The sequence below is a fragment of the Microbacterium sp. genome, from assembly GCF_036823965.1.
GTDB lineage: Bacteria > Actinomycetota > Actinomycetes > Actinomycetales > Microbacteriaceae > Microbacterium.
This window is the reverse complement of record NZ_DAITBE010000008.1, coordinates 37,607-56,318: the sequence shown is the minus strand read 5'-3', so window position 1 is coordinate 56,318 and position 18,712 is coordinate 37,607. Positions and strand designations below refer to the sequence as shown.

At 68.6% G+C, this 18,712-nt stretch carries 16 protein-coding genes and 1 tRNA gene; 5 read left to right on the top strand and 12 right to left on the bottom strand.

Annotated elements, in window-relative coordinates:
- Positions 1-5: 5 nt before the first annotated feature.
- Both V7Z82_RS13915 and V7Z82_RS13910 read right to left on the bottom strand, forming a co-directional pair.
- Positions 6-431, bottom strand: a complete 426-nt coding sequence (locus V7Z82_RS13915; protein ID WP_334152131.1) for a hypothetical protein — start codon at positions 429-431, stop codon at positions 6-8.
- A gap of 146 nt (positions 432-577) precedes the next feature.
- Positions 578-2,827: an Ig-like domain-containing protein gene (locus V7Z82_RS13910; protein ID WP_334152130.1), complete on the bottom strand. Its 2,250-nt coding sequence runs from the start codon at positions 2,825-2,827 to the stop codon at positions 578-580.
- A gap of 190 nt (positions 2,828-3,017) precedes the next feature.
- Between V7Z82_RS13910 and V7Z82_RS13905 the strand changes: the two genes are divergently transcribed.
- Both V7Z82_RS13905 and V7Z82_RS13900 read left to right on the top strand, forming a co-directional pair.
- On the top strand, positions 3,018-3,896 hold the full coding sequence (locus tag V7Z82_RS13905) for a hypothetical protein (protein ID WP_334152129.1): 879 nt from the start codon (positions 3,018-3,020) through the stop codon (positions 3,894-3,896).
- 113 nt (positions 3,897-4,009) lie between these two features.
- Positions 4,010-4,327: an NIPSNAP family protein gene (locus V7Z82_RS13900; protein WP_334152128.1), complete on the top strand. Its 318-nt coding sequence runs from the start codon at positions 4,010-4,012 to the stop codon at positions 4,325-4,327.
- A 70-nt stretch (positions 4,328-4,397) separates the two neighbouring features.
- Here the strand turns inward: V7Z82_RS13900 and V7Z82_RS13895 are convergent, their stop codons facing one another.
- Both V7Z82_RS13895 and V7Z82_RS13890 read right to left on the bottom strand, forming a co-directional pair.
- Positions 4,398-5,435 carry a methionine synthase gene (locus V7Z82_RS13895; protein ID WP_334152127.1) on the bottom strand — a complete coding sequence of 346 codons (1,038 nt, stop codon included), beginning with the start codon at positions 5,433-5,435 and terminating at the stop codon, positions 4,398-4,400.
- Positions 5,436-5,455: 20 nt separating this feature from the next.
- On the bottom strand, positions 5,456-6,448 hold the full coding sequence (locus V7Z82_RS13890) for a DUF1852 domain-containing protein (protein WP_334152126.1): 993 nt from the start codon (positions 6,446-6,448) through the stop codon (positions 5,456-5,458).
- A gap of 124 nt (positions 6,449-6,572) precedes the next feature.
- Between V7Z82_RS13890 and V7Z82_RS13885 the strand changes: the two genes are divergently transcribed.
- Positions 6,573-7,514: a LysR family transcriptional regulator gene (locus tag V7Z82_RS13885; RefSeq protein WP_334152125.1), complete on the top strand. Its 942-nt coding sequence runs from the start codon at positions 6,573-6,575 to the stop codon at positions 7,512-7,514.
- Positions 7,515-7,617: 103 nt separating this feature from the next.
- Here the strand turns inward: V7Z82_RS13885 and V7Z82_RS13880 are convergent.
- Together V7Z82_RS13880 and V7Z82_RS13875 are read right to left on the bottom strand one after the other, a co-directional pair.
- Positions 7,618-7,708, bottom strand: a tRNA-Ser gene (locus V7Z82_RS13880).
- Positions 7,709-7,765: 57 nt separating this feature from the next.
- Positions 7,766-8,812 (bottom strand): hypothetical protein, encoded by a 1,047-nt coding sequence (locus V7Z82_RS13875; RefSeq protein WP_334152124.1) that lies wholly within the window; start codon positions 8,810-8,812, stop codon positions 7,766-7,768.
- Positions 8,813-9,031: 219 nt separating this feature from the next.
- Between V7Z82_RS13875 and V7Z82_RS13870 the strand changes: the two genes are divergently transcribed.
- Entirely contained in the window at positions 9,032-9,808 is a 777-nt protein-coding gene (locus V7Z82_RS13870; RefSeq protein ID WP_334152123.1) for a hypothetical protein, read from the top strand.
- Positions 9,809-9,992: 184 nt separating this feature from the next.
- Here V7Z82_RS13870 and cydC read toward each other — a convergent pair whose 3' ends face one another.
- From cydC to V7Z82_RS13845, 5 genes are all read right to left on the bottom strand, one after another.
- Entirely contained in the window at positions 9,993-11,633 is a 1,641-nt protein-coding gene (gene cydC, locus V7Z82_RS13865; protein WP_442927639.1) for a thiol reductant ABC exporter subunit CydC, read from the bottom strand.
- A 134-nt stretch (positions 11,634-11,767) separates the two neighbouring features.
- Entirely contained in the window at positions 11,768-13,489 is a 1,722-nt protein-coding gene (gene cydD / locus V7Z82_RS13860; protein WP_334152122.1) for a thiol reductant ABC exporter subunit CydD, read from the bottom strand.
- Entirely contained in the window at positions 13,486-14,514 is a 1,029-nt protein-coding gene (gene cydB / locus V7Z82_RS13855) for a cytochrome d ubiquinol oxidase subunit II (RefSeq protein ID WP_334152121.1), read from the bottom strand. The genes cydD and cydB overlap by 4 nt, the downstream gene beginning before the upstream one ends.
- Before the next feature lie 14 nt (positions 14,515-14,528).
- Positions 14,529-15,944 (bottom strand): cytochrome ubiquinol oxidase subunit I, encoded by a 1,416-nt coding sequence (locus V7Z82_RS13850; RefSeq protein ID WP_334152120.1) that lies wholly within the window; start codon positions 15,942-15,944, stop codon positions 14,529-14,531.
- A 108-nt stretch (positions 15,945-16,052) separates the two neighbouring features.
- Entirely contained in the window at positions 16,053-16,697 is a 645-nt protein-coding gene (locus tag V7Z82_RS13845) for a helix-turn-helix transcriptional regulator (RefSeq protein ID WP_334152119.1), read from the bottom strand.
- A gap of 100 nt (positions 16,698-16,797) precedes the next feature.
- On the opposite strand from V7Z82_RS13845, the gene radA reads away from it, so the two are divergent.
- The gene (gene radA, locus V7Z82_RS13840) at positions 16,798-18,165 is read left to right on the top strand and encodes a DNA repair protein RadA (RefSeq protein WP_334152118.1); all 1,368 of its coding nucleotides are present in this window, start codon (positions 16,798-16,800) and stop codon (positions 18,163-18,165) included.
- 28 nt (positions 18,166-18,193) lie between these two features.
- On the opposite strand, the gene V7Z82_RS13835 is transcribed toward radA, so the two are convergent.
- Positions 18,194-18,604 carry a dehydrogenase gene (locus tag V7Z82_RS13835; protein ID WP_334152117.1) on the bottom strand — a complete coding sequence of 137 codons (411 nt, stop codon included), beginning with the start codon at positions 18,602-18,604 and terminating at the stop codon, positions 18,194-18,196.
- Positions 18,605-18,712: the final 108 nt, after the last annotated feature.

Here is an 18,712-nt window from a genome sequence, read left to right as displayed (position 1 = left end):
GAGAGCTACTCGTCGTTCTCGAAGCTGTCGCTGTAGACGATGAAGCCGCTCGGGGAGACCTTGGCGGTGGCGTCGCGGAGCAGGAGCGCGGTGAGCTCTTCGACGGTCTTCCCGTTCCGGTCGGCGACCGCCTGCAGGTCGTCGCCGAGCGCATCGATCGCCTCCTGGCCGCCCATGGCCTCGGGGAGGACGGATCCGAATGCCGGTGTGGGTTCCACGGTGCCGCCTTCAGTGCTGTCGTCGGGATCGGTCGGGGTGGTCGGGCTCGCCGTGGCCTGCGGAGAGGCGGATGCGTCCGCGCCGGGCGCCGCGCTCCCCTGGTTCATCGACAGCACTCCCACGATGAGGATGCCGGCCACGATCACCACCATGATGACGATGGCGATGATGAGGGGGCGCCTCCTGCTCGGTCGTCCGAGTGACTCGCTCACGTGCGGCTCCTCTCTTCGGCTGTGCGTCCAGCGAATCATCGATCCGCCGTGAACGGAACCCGTCTCCTGGATGGCGGTGGGATCGGAGATGGGAACGGGGCGGGGATCATGATCCCCGCCCCGCGATATCCAGACCTCAGCGCGGGTCAGGCTTCGAGCGACAGCGCCTTCCGTCGCGCGTAGAGGACGACGCCGCCACCGATGAGGAGCAGGACGACTGCCATGCCGGCGATCGGCGTGGCGTCGAAGCCCATGCCGGTCGAGGCCAGGTTGCCATCCGTGCCGCCGCCACCGGTGCCCGGTGCCGCCTGGATCGTGAACGTGACGGAGTTGCTGATCTCCGAGATCTCGGTCCCGAGGTTCTGCACCGCGGTCGCGGTGTAGGTGCCGTTCGCGAGGGCGGATGCCACTGCGACCGACCAGGTGCCGTTCTCGGCCACGGTGACCTGTGCGGTGGCGACCGCAGCGCCGTCGGCGTTGCGGATCGTGACCGTCACCACGGCGCCTGCGACACCGGTGCCGGAGATGGTCGGCGTGGTGTCATCGACGGTCGACCCGGAGGTCGGACCCGTGATGGCCGGTGCAGCGATCGGCGCCGCCGGGGCGACGACGGTCACGGACTGCGTACCGGGGATGACGATCGTGCCGACGGTCTGCGCTGCGACGATCTCGGTGCTGCCGAACTCGTTGGCCGTGACGGTGCCGGCCCAATCGCCGTTCTCGTCAGCGGTGATCGTGTCGACGACCGTGCCGCCGACCGACAGGGTGACGGTCGCGTTCGGCGTCGCAGTGCCGGTGACGTCGATCTCCTCGCCGCCGGTGACAGCGGAGCCGTTGGCCGGGGTCTCGATCACGAGGGGAGCGGAGTCGAACGCCTCAGCGGAGCCGGAGAGGCGGTAGTTGCCGAGGCTGCCGTACCGGACGTAGCCGTTGGCGTTGTCAGCAGTGGCCGTCGTGGGGTCACCCGCACCGACGCCCTCGACCGTGAGGTAGTAGGTTCCCGCCACCAGGTCGGCAACCGTGACCGAGGCGCCGAGGCCGCTTGCGACCGAGTCCGAGACGCGAGCCGACGCGGGGTCGTCCGTCGTGAGGACGGTGCCTGCAGCATCGGTGACCGTCAGCTTCGCATCGAGGTTCGGGGAGATGTCGGCGACCTCGACCGTCGCGGTGAGCTCGCCACCGGCGGTCGTGACGGCGTACACGTCGACGTCGGTGGTGCGCACGATGACCTCAGCCGCGGCGAAGGTGCCATCGGCGTTGTCGAGCGGCTGCGCCGCCGCCGGCGTGTTGCCGACGTTGTCGGCGGCGTAGTCGGCGCGATCGGCGTACGAGAAGTTCAGCGTGAGCTGGGCGCCTGCGGGCTCGCAGTCGCCGTTCGCGCCGAGCGCGAAGAAGATGTCGCCGGGCTGCGGGTTCGACGGGTTTCCGGACTGCACGCACACACCCGATGCGGTGTACGGCGTGCCGTCGGGAAGCGAAGCGCTGATGAAGACCGCGGCGACCGCCGAACGATCGGTGATCGCGGCGAGGTCGTCCTGGGCATTCGTCGCTCCGGCGTATCCCCCGGCCGACCACTGGCTGAGCGGCACGTAGTACGCGGCACCCATGATCGTGCCCCAGACGCCGCTCTCCGGCGCGTAGTACTCTCCGCCGCCGGCACCGGAGATGCCGTCGTGCTCGAGACCGAAGTTGTGTCCGGACTCGTGGGTCGCGATCTCGGCGATCGCCTTGGGGGACCCACCGGTGCCCTCGGTGAACACGAGCGCGCCGCTCAGGAACTCGGAGCCGGTGCCGCCGAGCCAGGCGATGCCGCCGTTGCCGGCCGCAGCCGGGAGCACCTCGTCGTACGAGTCCGTGATGATGACGTGCGAACCGTAGACGTTGTCGTCTGCGGTGGTCTTGTAGAGCTGGTCGTCGCTCGGACGCGTGGTCGTCACGTTCACGTTGAACGGCGCGTAGTCCTCGGCCACGGCGGCCCAGACGGCCGCGCGGTCGGTCACCAGCGCGGCGGGTGCGAAATCGAGGCTCTCGATCTCGGAGTCGACGTTCCAGAGCGTTCCTTCGAGCGTCTCGCCATCGAAGTCGAGGTAGACGGTGACCGGAGCACCCGGACGGGACCCGCCGGCGGGGGTTCCGGGGATCGCTGCGCCCTCGGGCGCGGCACGAAGCGCCAGGTTCTTCAGATCGGCCGATTCGTGCGACTGGTCGTTGTAGTAGAAGAAGCCGTGATCGGCGACGCTGATGAGGCCGGCCTGCTCGAGCTTCTTGATCGCCTCGGGAGTCTCACCCGACTGCGCAGCAGCGCGCTCGTACTTCGTCGCGGAGCTCTGCAGCTCGAGCGTGGCGTCCGGGACGTCATCCGCGGCGGCTGGAACAGCCGCTCCTCCGAACGCCAAGGCGCCTGCTCCCAGTGTTGCGACGGCACTCGTCAACCACCGTGATTGCGTCTTCTTCACTTTTTTCCCCCGAATTGATAAATGGACAACGTTGAGCAATATATCAGCTCACAGCGAACCATCAAGTTTCTCCCAGGCGGCTCACAGGTGAACGTCTCGAGGCAGGAGCACCCGAGATAGCATCGTCGTCATGGTCAGCGCCCCCTTGCTCGTGGACGTCGACCGCGACAGCGTCGCGATGGGCGACGACATGGCCTCCCATGCGCACCGCCGGTCGTTCCACGATGGAATCCGGCTCGCGGACCTCCTCGAGGCGACGCATCCCGAGATCCACAGCCGCGGGTGGTCGTGGGTGGCCGTCGTGGACGGCATTGTGTCGGCGGTGTGGTCGATCGATCACGGCGTTCGGCTCCTCGTGAGGAACCGCCGGGTGCGAGTGGGCGCGACGCCGATCAGGGTCGTCTTCCGCTACTTCCTCCAGATCGACCCGCAGTGGCTGCACGAGCGTCTGGCTGCCGGGGGCGCGGCCGACCGGGATGCCCTGAGCGCGGCGTACGCGCCACTCGCGGCCGAGCGCCTGGAGCAGGAGCAGCGCCGCCGCGAGCGCGAGGTTCCGGAGAAGCTGCTCTCACCCGTCGGCGTCGAGGCACTCGTGCGACTGGGCGCGACGATCGACCTGCATTCGGATACCCGCTGTCGTCTCGTCGTCCGGAGCGAGCGGTGGGTCGTCGTCCGCTCGGACTCGATGACGCTCGTCTACCGCGAAGGCACTGCGGCACCGATCGCCTCCCTCCGGCCCGTGTCATTCGCCGAGCGCTGGATCGCGACTGCCGTCGGCGCACTGGGGCGCGAGGAGCGCGGACTGTCACCGCTGCCACCGTCGGCGCCGATCGAGGGGCCGCCGATGAGCACCATGTCGTCGTGGCCGCCAGGGACGGCTCGCTGGTCGGTGACCGGTCCCGACGGGTTCGTCGCGCAGCTCACCGGCGAGGATGCCGTGGAGTGGTACCGCTTCGCCGACGGACGCACGCTCGTCGAGATCGTCGGAGCGCTCGCGGTCGAGAGCTGATCGACCCGCGTGCGGATCACCACCGCTGGCTGACACCCATGCGCCCACGTCGCCGAGCATGTGGATCGAACGATCTCCCGAAGCGACCCCCGTGCTCTGAGAGGATGAACGACATGATCACGGTTCACCTGCGCTATGAGATCGACCCGGACAAGCTCGACGACTTCACCGAGTACGGACGCACCTGGATCCGACTCGTGGCGAAGCACGGCGGAACCCACCACGGCTACTTCATGCCGAGCGAGGGCGACAGCGACGAGGCGTTCGCGCTGTTCACGTTCCCCTCCCTGGCCGAGTACGAGATCTATCGGACGGCCTCCAAGACCGATCCGGAGTGCGTGGCGGCGTTCGAGCTCGCGAGGAGGACGCAGTGCATCCGCCGGTACGAGCGCCGTTTCCTCAGCCCCGTGTTCTCGGCAGACGCGGACTGAGATGACGACGGCATCCCCGTCTCCGTCGGCGAAGCGGGCTGCCTGACTGATCGGCTGCTGCTGCCGGAGGTCAGTGCGTCTCGGCCGCGAGCTCGTCTCGAAGGAGCGCGGCACCTGCGCTGAGCGCACGCAGCTTGCCGCGCGCGACGTCGCGAGGCAGCGGCGCGAGGCCGCAGTTCGTGCTCGGGATGAGCTTGTCCGCGTCGACGAAGCGGAGCGCATTGCGGAGGGTGTCTGCGACCTCTTCCGGGGTCTCGATCGTGTCGCTGGCGACGTCGATGGCTCCGAGCATCACCCGCTTGCCCCGGATGAGCTCGATGAGCTCCAGCGGGACGTGGGAGTGGTGGCTCTCGAGCGAGATGGTGTCGATGCTCGAGCGCTGCAGCAGCGGGAACGAGGTCTCGTACTGCCGCCACTCAGCGCCGAGAGTCGCCTTCCAGTCCGTGTTCGCCTTGATGCCGTAGCCGTAGCAGATGTGCACGACGGTCTCGGCGCGCAGCCCTTCGGCCGCCCGCTCGAGCACCGCCACACCCCAGTCCCGCACGTCGTCGAAGAAGACGTTGAAGGCCGGCTCATCGAACTGGATGATGTCGACGCCAGCCGCCTCGAGTTCTCGCGCCTCCTGATTGAGGATCGTCGCGAACTCCCAGGCGAGCTTCTCGCGGCTCTTGTAGTGGCGATCGGAGAGCGTGTCGATCATCGTCATCGGGCCGGGCAGCGCCCACTTGATGGGCTGATCGGTCTGCTGACGGAGGAACTTCGCGTCGTCGACGAACACGGGCTTCTCACGGCTCACTGCACCGACGACCGTCGGCACACTGGCGTCGTACCGGTCGCGGATGCGGACCGTCTCGCGCTGATCGAAATCGACGCCGGAGAGATGCTCGATGAACGTCGTGACGAAGTGCTGGCGTGTCTGTTCCCCGTCGCTCACGATGTCGATGCCCGCGAGGTGCTGCTCCTGGACGGCGATGCGCAGCGCATCCTGCGTGCCCTCGACCAGCGCGTCACCCTCCAGCTTCCAGGGAGACCAGAGGGTCTCGGGCTGGGCGAGCCAGGACGGCTTCGGCAGGCTGCCGACGATGGATGTGGGAAGAAGCGTGTTCATCGTGGGTGATTCTCCGTTGGTCATCCGACAGGCACGAGGGAGCCGGCGGCCCACTGCTCGAGGAGGTCGCCGTGCGGCTTCATGAGGTGCTCGTGCGCATACTTCCCCTGCTCGGCCGCGAGCCGGCTGCGCTCGTCGCGGTCGTAGGCGATCTTCGTCACCGAGTAGTCCTGCTGCTCGAGGCTCGGCTGATAGACCTTCGCTGCGGCCGAGTTGGCGTTGTAGATCTCCGGTCGGTAGATCTTCTGGAACGTCTCCATCGTGCTGATCGTGCCGATGAGCTGGAGGTTCGTGTAGTCGCCGAGCAGGTCGCCGCGGAAGTAGAAGGCCAGGGGCGCGACGCTGCCACGCGGCATGAAGTACCGGACCGAGAGACCCATCTTGCCGAAGTACTCGTCGGTCAGCGATGGGTCCTTCTGCTCGTACTCGACACCGAGGATCGGGTGGTGATTCTCGGTGCGGCGGTAGACCTTGCTCGTCGAGACGCTGATGCAGATCACGGGCGACACCGTGAAGCGCTCCCGATAGCTCTCCGAGTCGAGGAAGTGCTGGAAGAGCTTGCCGTGCAGATCGCCGAAGTCGGCGGGAACGGCGAACCCGCCCGCTGCTTCACTCGCGGCCGGCAGCCGCACGCTGAAGTCGTAGTCGCGCACGTAGGAGGAGAAGTTGTTCCCCACGATCCCGTGGCTGCGCGTTCCGGTGAGACGGTCGAGGATCTGGATGTCCAGGACCTCGAGCAGCGGGAACTCCTGATCCTCGCCTTCGGCGGCGAACTGGACCGCGACCGAGACGATCTCGAGTTCGACGGTGTAGCGATCCCCGTTCGGGTTGTCCCAGCCTGCGAGGTCGTTGAACCGGCGGTCGATCATCGTCAGGGCATTGCGGAGATTCTGCTGACGGTGCTCGCCCCGCGCGAGGTTGGCGAAGTTCGTGGTGATCCGGGAGTTGTCCGACGGCGAATAGTCCTCGTCGAAACGGGTCGTCGTGATGCGGAACGTGAATTCGTGTGACATGAGGTGCCAATCGGTGAGCTGACCGGCCGGACTCGGCCTCGCGAAAATGGGTTACTCAATGGTGCAGCCGGAACGCCTCTATCGAGAAATGTGTTGCGACTATCCCATGACATAGTCTTCAGCTATGGCAAGACGCTCGAGCGGGATCACCCTTCAGCAGCTCACGTACTACATCGAAGTGGCCGCGGAGGGGTCGATCAGTGCGGCCGCCGACCTGCTCTACGTCTCCCAGCCCACCATGTCGGCGGCGATGAAAGACCTCGAGGGGCGAGTCGGCCACGCGCTGCTCCTCCGCTCGGCGCGCGGCGTGACGCTCACCACCGACGGTGTGGAGTTCCTCGGGTACGCCCGCCAGGTCGTCGAGCAGGTCGCGCTCCTCGAACAGCGCTACCTCGGTCGGCCGCCGTCCCGGCGCCTGCTCGGGGTGTCGACGCAGCACTACTCGTTCGCGGTCGACGCGATGGTGCGCATGGTGAAGGCGAGCGCTGCTGCCGAATACGAGTTCTCGCTGCGCGAGACACGGACCTGGGAGATCATCGAAGACGTCCGCACGCTCCGCAGCGAGCTGGGAATCCTCTACCGCAACGACTTCAATCGGAACGTCATCGACAAGCTGCTCCGCGACTCCGGACTCGCGTTCCGCCCGCTCTTCGTCGCCGAGCCGCACATCTTCATCTCCCGCAAGAATCCGCTCGCCTCTCGGGATCACGTGACCCTCGACGATCTCGCTCATGTCCCGCGACTCACCTTCGACCAGGGTGCGAACAACTCCTTCTACTTCGCAGAGGAGATCCTCTCCACGCTCTCGAGCCCTCAGGAGATCCGAGTCTCCGACCGCGCGACCATCTTCAACCTCATGATCGGGCTCGATGGCTACACCATCTCGACAGGAATCATCAGCGATGACCTCGACCCCGAGATCGTCGCCATCCCGCTCGACGTCGACGAGCACATCGAGATCGGCTGGATCGGCCACTCCGCGATCCCGCTGACCGACCAGGCGCAGCGCTACCTCGCCGAACTGCGAACCGTCGTCTCCGGCTTCGGGGTGACACTGCTCGGCTGAAGCGGAACGACGGTCGCGGCCTGGCCGCCAGACGCTGGCCTCACCCGGTGCATGACGAAGGCCCCGCATCCCAGTGTTTCCAAGGGATTCGGGGCCTTCGTGGTGGCGGTGACGGTGGGATTTGAACCCACGGTAGGGGGTTACCCTACACAACTTTTCGAGAGTTGCACCTTCGGCCGCTCGGACACGTCACCGCGGACAAGCTTACGCGACGCGGGGCGGCGGCGCGAATCGGCACCGGAGGCCGTGTCTCACCAGGCTGCGGCGACCTCGGCGTGCGTCTGCAGGATGCCCTCGGTGGATCCTGCGGGGGCGCGCCCGATGCCGCATTCGGTGGCGACGCCGAACTCGGGGGCGAACGGCGTCGCGGCCGCGATGCGGCGGGCCGCACCCTCGGCGCCGTCCTCGCGGTGCACGAGTCCGAGGTACAACTCGGCGACCGGCACGAGGTCGGCGAGCGGAGCGAAGTACGCTTCGTCGTCGCGCTCGATCGGCACCGGCAGGTGCAGCCAGCTGAGGCTTCGGGCGGATGCTTCCACTACCGCGTTCGCGTAGCGGACCAGGTTCGCGGCATCCGTCGGCTCGACGAAGTGCCGCTCGCCGGCGTCGCCGTAGCAGAGGTGCACGCCGACCTCGACGGCAGCCGGCACGGCGTCGACCAGGGTGGCGAGGCGCGAGACGAGACCGTCGAACACGTCGCCGTCCCACCAGGCATCCATCAGCGCACCGTAACCGGACGCACCTTCGATGATGCCCATCTCGCTCGCGACGTCCCACTGCACCGACAGCTCCTCGTGCGGGATCGCGGCCAGGATCTCATCGAGTTCGCGCAGCATCGCCGCGGTGTACACGGGCTCGAAGGCCGCACGGTCGTCGCCGCCGAAGAACGACGAGATGATCGCGAGAGGCGTCGGGAGTGCGACCTCGAAGCGGATGCCGGCGGCGATCGCTCCTTCTTCGCGAAGCCGGCGGAACACCGCGTACGACTCGATCGCGGCCGAGGCGTAGCCGAGAGCCGGTAGGCGGATGCCGGCGGCATCCGTCCCCTCCGCGATGCGGAGCCCGCGCGCGTCGATACCGGCAGGGAACGGGATCGGGTCGGCGCCGACACGCTCGAGTCCATCGGCCTGGCCGAGCACGTCGGGCTGGAACATGATCCAGTGGAACCGCTTGCCGACCTCGCCGTCGGGGATGCGGCGAAGGTGCCCGCCGAGCAGCGCGGATGCCGTGCGCATCGTCGTCTCGGCATCGTCGAAGTTCACACTGCCCACGAGAAGGGCGCCCTGTGGTTGCGTCATGCCCTCAGGCTAGTCGCGCCGACGTCTCCTCTCACCGCCGCCCCTTCTTGCCGACCGGCCCCTCTGTATGCGAGCCACCCCCTTGAGTGACGCACACAGAGGGCCGGGTCGCACGCAAGGGGGCCGCTCGGCAGGGGGGCTATCGACGGCGGAGACCTGGGCGCGAGGGCGGCATCCGGCTTAGGATGGCCTAAGCACCCGAAGGAAGGATGCTCCGCGATGGGTTACATCACCTCCGAAGCACTGGCCGAGACCGGATACGTCGTCCTCGATGACCACGACCAGTCCCGAGACCCCGCCGAATGGCTCGACCTCGAGTACGTCGGCTGGCGCTCCTCGGGCATCACCCGCTTCGCGCCGCTCGCCAGCTATGCGGGCGACCTCGAGTGCAACGGCTTCTGGAACCACACTCCGCCGCGCACCGACAAGCACGGCGTCTGGGTCGAATCGCAGGTCGCGATCGCCCCGACGCTGCAGGCTCGGGCGCTCGAGCCTGGCGCAGCGATCGGACGCTGCCGCGTGATCGAGCTGCAGCCCAACGAGTATGCCGACGCGATCTACAACCTGCATCAGGACGACAACAACCGACTCAACGACGAGGACTCCGGCTGGGTCGTCCGCGGCTACTACAACCTCACGGATGACCCCGACTCGATGCTGATCCTGCGCAGCGACCGCTTCGACCCGGCGACCGAGATCCGCCTGCCGCTCCGCGAGGGCTCGCGCATCATCGTCGACACGCAGCGCTTCTGGCATGCGGTCTGGCACCGCGGCGTCGCCCCTCGGTACGCCCTGATCACGTCGTGGACCTCCGGTCCGGAACTCGACGCCTACATCGCAGCGAACCACGGCGACCCGCATCCGCCGACCGTCGACCTCGACCCGCAGTTCGTCGACGCCGCCCAGGTCGAGATGCACCGCCGCATCGAGGAGCGCCGCCGCGCGTTCGAGGCGCAGGGCATCGTGATGGAGCCCCCGACGCCGCTGTACAGCTAGCGCTCGCTGCACCTGCACTACCGCCGGCGAGATCTCGCAGGGTCGCACCTGGCCGCTTCGCCCGCGCCGAAGCGACCGAATGCGACACCTCACCGAGACGAGGGGTCGCGAACGGTCGGCACATCGGCGCGGATGCGGCCACGAGCGACACCTGCCGGAGAGAAGCTGCCGCTAGCGCGAGCGCTCAGACGGTGCGACCGGCATCGAGACGGATGACGCGGTCGACCGTCCCATCGGGCGGCGCGACGTGCGAGATGAGCAGCACCGACTGATCGCCGGCCGCCCGCAGCAGGTCGCGCAGCAGCGCGTCGGAGGCATCGGGATCGACGCCGGCCGTCGGCTCATCGAGCACCAGCACCGGGAATCCGCGCAGCAACGCCCTGGCCAGGGCGATGCGCTGCGCCTGTCCGCCAGACACCAGCGCACCGCGATCGCCGACCCGCGCGTCGAGGCCACCGCGCTCGCGGGCCCAGTCAGCGAGCCCGACCCGGTCGAGCACGTCGAGCAGCTCGGCATCCGTGGCGGTGTCGCGAGCGAAGAGCAGGTTCTGGCGGATGTCCTCGTCGAACAGCTGCGGGCTCTGCTCGCACAGCCCGACGATGCGCCGCAATGCCGGCCCCGACAATCCGGATGCATCCGCGCCGCCGAGCGTGTACTCCCCCTCTGCGGCCAGGAACCCGACCAGCACCGCCGCGAGCGAGCTCTTGCCCGCACCACTCGGCCCAGCGACGAGCACCCGCTCGCCCGGCAGCAGATCGAGGTCGACGCCGCGCAGCGCGGGAACACCGCCAGGCCAGGTCGCCCGCACGTCCCGCAGCCGCAGCGCAGGGGTGCCGTCGATCGCAGCATCCGCCCCATCGTCCGAGCGCAGCTCCGTCGGCATCCGCTCCGGCAGCACGTCGACGATGCGCGCTGCGCTCGACCGGACACTGCGCCAGGATGCCGCGGCGATCGGCACCGCCCCGAACACCTCGAACACGACCATCGGCACCAGCACGGCAACGGCCAGCCACGGACCGTCGATCACGCCGGTGGCGAGCCCTGGCGCCGCCACGGCGAGTGCCCACACCGAGGCAGCACCGGCGACGGCCGACACCACGCCCGCCGCGATCGCCTGGGCCGACGACGCCCGCGAGACGACGCTGCGAAGCGCGGCATCCGCTGCCGTCACTCGTGCGCGTGCCTGCTCCTCTGCGCCATAGGCGAGCAGCACATCGAGGCTGCCGATGTAATCGACCAGCGCAGCCGACAGCTCGGCGCGACGGGAGGAGACGAGGGCCTCGGCGCGGGATCCGAAGAGCCAGCCCATCCCGATCGCGACCACTGCGGCGAGCACCAGGCAGGCGAGCAGCGTGAGTGCGGCCGGCACCGAGACGAAGGCGATGAAGCCGACGGCGCCGAGCGCGACGAGGCCGGCGACCGCGAGCGGCTGCACCACCCGCAGCGGCAGGTTCTGCAGGTTCTCGACGTCGTCGACGAGCGCCGACAGCACCTGTCCGCGGTCGGTGCGTCCGAGACCTGCGGGGGAAAGCGGAATGAGTCGGCGCACCATGTCGGCGCGCGTGGAGGCGAGTTGGCGCAGCGCGGCATCGTGTCCGCTCAGCCGCTCCAGGTAGCGGGTCACAGCGCGCGAGACCGCGAAGAAGCGCACGCCGACCACGGCGATCGACAGCGGCACGAGCGAGTCGACGATCGAGGCACTCACGATCAGCCAGCCGCTCACGGCGAGCAGACTCACTGCCGCGCCGGCGGACAGCGCTCCCCACAGCAGGCCGGGCAGGAAGCGCCGGACCGACGGCTGCGCGAGCCGCAGCACCTCGGCGATGCGAGCCGACCTCGTCGGCGCGGGCGCTCCCGCCCCGCCGGGCCCCTGCGCTCCTGCCGCGTTGGGTCCCTGCGCTCCCGCTCCGTTGGGTCCCTGCGCTCCTGCCGCGCTGGGTCCCTGAGCCTGTCGAAGGGTCACACCGTCACCCCCAGCGCTACGACCTGATCGGCGACCTCGCGCGCCGATCGGCGGTGCGAGACGAGCACGATCAGCGCGCCGGCATCCGCCCGTGTCCGCAGCGACTGCCACAGCCTGGCCTCGGTCTCGGGGTCGAGCGCGCTGGACGGCTCATCGAGCAGCAGCACCCGGCGCGGATCACCGTCGTGGCGATACAGCGCTCTGGCCACGGCGACGCGCTGCGCCTGCCCGCCGGAGAGTCCGCTGCCCTGCACGCCGAGTTCGAGCGCGGCATCCACGCCCTCGGCGCGGGCGTCATCGAGGGCGACCCGCACGCGCGCGGCGTCAGGGGTCGCATCGCCGAGCGCGACGTTCTCGCCGACAGTGCCCCGCATGAGCCCGGGGGCCTGCCCGGCCCACGCGAGCCAGTCGGCCCCCGCGAGCATCCGCACCTCGGCGCCGCCGAAGGTCGCGGCACCCTCGAACGGCACCGCGCCGCGGAGCGCGGCGAGCAGACTCGACTTGCCGGCGCCGCTCGGACCCTCGATCAAGGTGATGGTGCCGGCTCCGGCCGTGAACGACACCGGCGGCAGCTCGCGCACGCGCAGGCCATCGACGACGAGCGCGGCATCCGCCGTCTCCGCGGCATCCGCCGTCTCGGCCACCCGCAGGAACGATGGCGAACCGTCGGACGAACCTGCGGCGTTTCCTCCTGCACGTCGCCGATCATCCTGCACGTCGCGACCCCCACCGCCACCCCCAGCCCCACCGCCAGCCCCGGCCCCAGCCCCGGCCCCGGCCTCATCCAGCACCGCGAAGATGTCCTCGGTCGCCGCGACGCCCTCGGCCGCAGCGTGGAACTGCACACCCACCTGGCGGATCGGCAGGAACGCCTCCGGCGCGAGCAGCAGCACGAACAGCCCGACCTCGAGGGTGAGGTCGCCGGACAGCAGCCGGAATCCGACCGACACCGCGATCAGCGCCACTGCGAGGGATGCGAGCAGCTCCATCGAGAAGCCGGAGAGGAACGAGAATCGCAGCACCTTCATGGTCTCGCGGCGGTAGTCGTCCGACGTCGCCTCGATCCGGTCGGCGGCACGCCGCTCGCGCCCGAACAGCCGAAGCGTCGAGAGTCCCTGCACGGTGTCGGCGAACCGCGCGGCGAGCTGCTGCAGCGTCTGCCACTGCTTCTGCTGCACGGTGCGCGTCGCGATGCCTATCAGGATGAGGAACAGCGGTATCAGCGGCAGCGTGATCGCGGCGGTCAGCCCGCTCGGCCAGTCCTGCCACCACATCACCAGCAGCAGCACCGGCGTCGCGATCACCGTCAGCACGAGCTGCGGGATGTACCTCGCGAAGTACGAGTCCAGCGCCTCGAGTCCGTGCCCGGCGGTGAGCGCCAGCGCTGTGCGGTTGCGCTGCGCGAGCCATCCTGGTCCGAGTCTGCCGATCGCCGCGATCAGGGCGGCGCGCAGCTGCATCCCGGTCTTCGCAGCCGCACGGGTGCCGGCGGCATCCGATGCGGCGATCAGCAGCCCCCGCAGCAGTGCCACGGCGAGCAGCCAGAGCAGGGATGCCGTGACGTCACGCCCGGCGATCGCGCCGGTGACGGCATCCGTCAGCAGCCACGCGAACACGATCACGACCGCCGTCTGCACGACGCCGATCAGCGCGGATGCCGCGAGGAAGCCCCTCGCGGCACGCGCGTATCGCAGCAGTCTCGGATCGACGGGTTTCACGCGTGCGCCGGTGCTCCCTCGATCGATGCGCGGGTGACCCGCTTGCGGAACACCCAGTATGTCCAACCCTGGTACAGAAGCACGAGCGGCAGCGCGATCACGGCGGTCCACGTCATGATCGTCAGCGTGTACTCCGTGCTCGATGCGTTCTGGATCGTCAGGCTGTACGCGGGGTCGATCGTCGACGGCAGCACGTTCGGGAACAGCGCCGTGAACAGCATCACCACGGCGAACAGCACGGTGAGCATCCCGGAGAAGAACGCCCAGCCGTCGAGCCGGCGCAGCGACAGCACCAGCGCTGCGAGCAGCGTGACGGCGGCGACGGTGCCGGCGGCGATCACGAGCCACAGCAGCGGAGCCTCGCGCTGCATCGCCATCACGACGGTCCAGACGACGGTCGCCGCTGCGGCGAGAACCGTGGGCACCCCGGCTTTCGCCGCGAGGCGACGGGCATCCTCGTGCACCGGGCCGTCGGTCTTCAGCGCCACGAACAGCACGCCGTGCAGGAAGAACAGCAGCAGCGTCGTGACGCCGACCAGCAGCGAGTACGGGTTCAGCAGCGCGAAGAAGCCGCCGACGTAGATGTGGTTCTCGTCGAGCGCGACACCCTGCACGATGTTGCCGAACGCGACGCCCCAGAGGAAGGCCGGCACCGCCGAGCCGATCACGATCATCCGGTCGAACCCGCGCTTCCACTTCGCGCTCTCGCGCTGATGCCGGTACTCGAACGAGACGCCGCGCAGGATCAGGGCCAGCAGGATCAGCAGCAGCGGCAGGTAGAAGCCGCTGAACAGCGAGGCGTACCACTCGGGGAACGACGCGAACAGGCAGGCGCCCGCGACGATGACCCAGGTCTCGTTGAGGTCCCAGATCGGGCCGATCGTGTTGATGACCTGGCGGCGCGACACGTCGTTCTTCCCGAGGAACGGCAACGACATGCCGACGCCGAAGTCGAAGCCGTCGAGCACGAAGTAGCCGACGAAGAAGAAGCCGACGATCCAGAACCAGAGCGTTGCGAGATCCATGATGCTCCTCCCTCTCAGTACACGACCGACGGCAGCTGGGCCGTCTCGTCATGCGGTTGCTCTTCGGTGTCAGGCCCCTTCTGGGCCGCTCTGATGATGAGGCGGATCTCGACGACCGCGAGGGCCGCGTAGATCGCCGTGAACGCGATGAGGGAGATCAGCACCTCGAGGCCGGAGACCCCTGGCGAGACACCGTCCTGTGTGGTCATCAACCCGAACACGATCCACGGCTGTCTGCCCATCTCGGTGAAGACCCAGCCCATGATGTTGGCGGCGAGCGCGAGCGGGAACGACCAGATCGCGAGCTTCCACATCCACTGCGCCGGCTCCTTCTTGGCGCTCTTGCGGGTCAGCCACAGGCCGATCACGGCGACGAGGCCGGCGGCCATGCCGAGGCCGATCATCCAGCGGAACGCCCAGTACGTGACCCAGAGGATCGGGGCGAAGTCGGTCATGCCGGTGTCGGCATACGTCTGGCTGTACTCGGCGTTCAGGTCGTTGATGCCGTGCACGCACGCGTCGAGCGTGTGCGTCGACAGCAGTGACAGCAGGTACGGGACACGGATCGAGAAGAGCTCGGAACTGCCGTCCGGTGTGCCGAGCGTGAAGAGGCTGAAGGATGCATCCGGTCCGCAGACGGTATTGAACGTCGCCTCGGCCGCCGCCATCTTCATCGGCTGAGCCGCGTACATCGCGAGCCCGAGCTGGTCACCGGTGAGCACGACGCCGGCGGTCGAGAAGATCATGGCCCACAGCCCGAACTTCAGCGAGATGCGCATGGTGTCGAAGTGCTGCCCGCGGGACAGGTGCCAGGCCGAGACCGAGATCACGACACCGGCGGCGAACATCAGTGCGCCGAAGATCGTGTGCGGGAAGGCGGCGAGCGCCACCGGGTTCGTCAGCAGGGCCCAGAAGTCGGTGAGCTCCGCACGATTCGTCTCGGGGTTGAAGACGTAGCCGACCGGGTTCTGCATGAACGCGTTGGCCGCGATGATGAAGTACGCCGACAGGATGCTGCCGATCGAGACGCACCAGATCGTGGCGAGGTGCAGCTTCTGCGGGAGCTTGTCCCAGCCGAAGATCCAGAGACCGATGAACGTGGCCTCGAAGAAGAAAGCCAGCAGCCCCTCGAACGCGAGCGGGGCGCCGAACACATCGCCGACGAAGCGGGAGTAGTCCGACCAGTTCATGCCGAACTGGAACTCCTGCACGATGCCGGTCACCACGCCCATGGCGAAGTTGATCAGGAAGATCTTGCCGAAGAAGCGCGTCAGGTGCAGGTACTGCACCTTGCCGGTGCGCACCCACGCGGTCTGGAAGATCGCGGCGACCAGCGCCATGCCGATCGTCAGCGGCACGAACAGGTAGTGGTAGACGGTGGTCAGCCCGAACTGCCATCGGGAAAGGACCAGCGGATCAAGCCATTCCATGAGCCACTCCTCTTTCTGTGCCGTGCACTGACCGGCGTCTGGTGCCACGCTAACGACGGGCCAGCCGCGCTCGTGGCGCTGCCGGCCGTGAATAAGTCAGATGCTCGCCTAGGCGGCGGTCATCTCCGTCAGTCGCAGCTGCACGGTGCAATCCGCCGGGCGGGCGGAGGTGCGGACTGCCTCGGCAGCGAGCGGCCCACCGGCTTCGGTGAGCACCCCCTGCATGAGGCCGAGGTGCACGGTGCACAGCATCGGACGGTCTTCGGCGCGGCCCGCGGCGTGCGGGCAGGGGCTGAGGTCGACAGTGAGCTGCTCGTCATCGACGACGGGCTCGAAGCCGCTCTCCTCCAAGTGTTCGATCAGGGCGTCCAGCTGATAGGTCGCGTCGCGACCCAGAGCGGATGCCGAAGCAGGGAGCACCCGGCGGAGCAGGTCGCCGCGGCGCGCTGCCGCCGAGACCTTGTCGCGGGCGATGGGGCTGGAGGCGTGTGCGGCACCGGTCGCCGCGCTGTAGAGGGTGCGGGGGCGTCCGCGAGTGGTGCGGTGCTCGGTCGCCTGGATGACGTAGCCGCCCTCGATCAGCCGCTGCAGGTGCTCGCGCACCGTGTTGGGGTGCAGACCGGTGGCCTCGCAGAGTTCGCCGATCGTGCGCTCAGGACGGTCATGCGCAGCGCTCGCCTCGAAGAGCAGGTGCAGAAGCTGCACCCGCGAGAAGGTCGAGATCGGCCCGCAGACGGGCCCGGCATTGGCCATGACTCCATCATGGCCCAGGGCTCCGCGCACATCGAGCGGTCGGGCCGTGAATAATGCTGCCCCCGATAGGGATGTCGGATGCCGGCGATAGCCTTGCTGCATGGCCACCCGAAAACCCGCTCCCCCGGCGTACGTCTGCACGGAATGCGGGTGGACGACCGCGAAGTGGGTCGGGCGCTGCGCCGAGTGCCAGCAATGGGGAACCGTGCAGGAGCAGGCCGTGAAGACGGGCATCCTGCAGCGCGTGACCGCCATGCCCCCCACCGCCGATCGCGCGGCACGCCCGATCACCCAGATCACCACGCTCGATGCGCCCCGTCGCACGAGCGGCGTCGGCGAGTTCGACCGCGTGCTGGGCGGCGGCATCGTGCCCGGCGCTGCGATCCTGCTGAGCGGTGAGCCAGGTGTCGGCAAGTCCACGCTGCTGCTCGAGGTCGCTGCGCAGGCCGCACGCGCTGGTCGACGCGTGCTCTACGCGAGCGCCGAGGAGTCGCAGGCGCAGGTGCGGCTGCGAGGCGAGCGCACCGGGGCCCTGCACGACGAGCTGTATCTCGCGAGCGAGACCGATCTGGCGACGATCCTCGGGCACATCGACGAGGTGCAGCCGCAGCTCGTGATCGTCGACTCGGTGCAGACGGTGTCGTCGTCGTTGATCGACGGCGCCGCCGGACAGCCGAGCCAGGTGCGCGAAGTCGCGTCGGCACTGATCCGGGTGGCGAAGGAACGCGGGCTGCCCGTCATCATCGTCGGCCACGTCACGAAAGACGGCCAGGTCGCAGGTCCTCGAGTGCTCGAGCACCTCGTCGACGTGGTGTGCCACTTTGAGGGCGACCGCCAGACGTCGCTGCGCTTCATCCGCGCGCTGAAGAACCGCTACGGCCCTACCGATGAGGTCGGCTGCTTCGAGATGACCGGCGACGGCATCGCCGAGGTGCCAGACCCTTCCGGCCTCTTCCTCTCCCAGGGCGCGACCGAACCCGGCACGTGCGTCGCGATCTCACTCGAGGGACGCCGGGCGCTGCCGGTCGAGGTGCAGGCGCTGACCGTGCCGAGCAAGGCCCCCAACCCGCGACGGATCGTGAACGGCGTCGACTTCTCTCGCGTGGCCATGGTGCTCGCGATCCTCGAGAAGCGCGCGAACATCCCGACGAGCGAGCTCGACGTGTATGTGTCGACCGTCGGCGGGGTGCGCTTCACCGAACCGGCGGCCGACCTCGCGATCGCGATCGCGATCGCCGGGTCGATCAAGAACACGTCGATACCGCGGACGGTCGCCGTGGTCGGCGAGCTCAGCCTCGCCGGCGAGATCCGGCCGGTGACGCAGTCGGCGCAGCGCCGGTCCGAGGCAGCGCGGCTCGGATACGTGCAGGTGGTCGACGACCGTTCCAAGACCCTCCGGGCCGCGCTCGAAGACGTCAAGGTGCGCAACACGTCGCGCCGGCCAGAGGGCGACATCCCGCCGTTCTGAGCCCCGGGTCCCTGACCCCGTCGAAGGGCTACGCGTCGAGCGCCTTGAGCAGCTCCGCCGGATCGGCCTGCATCGGGTGCGGCCCCGCGATGTCGAGGAACACCGTGGTGATCGGGTGCGTGGCGAGGAACTTCCGCAGCCACGCAGCCGAGTAGATGCCGACGCCGGGAGGCAGGTTGTCCGGCTTGTTCTTCGCATCGCTGAAGAGCAGCAGCGCGAGCTCGCCGGTCCCGCGGTCGCGGTAGGTCCAGACCTCACCGCTGTCCAAGGGGTTGTCCCGCACACCCGGCGCGATGAGCGGCACGACCGTGATGCCGTTGCGCAACGCGAGGGCGACGGCGGCGATGTCCTGCTTCTCGAGCGCCAGCGCGAGCGCCTCGGAGCGGAACTCCTCGGGGGCGGGCTTCTTCTTGGAGGACTTCGCCTTCTTCGCTGCCATGCATCCAGCTTAGGCAGACGATGCATGCCCGGCAGCCGGGAGGCGGAAACGATAGGGGCCCTCTCGAGTCCCACATTGGGGACTGGGGTACTCGAGAGGGCCCTCGGA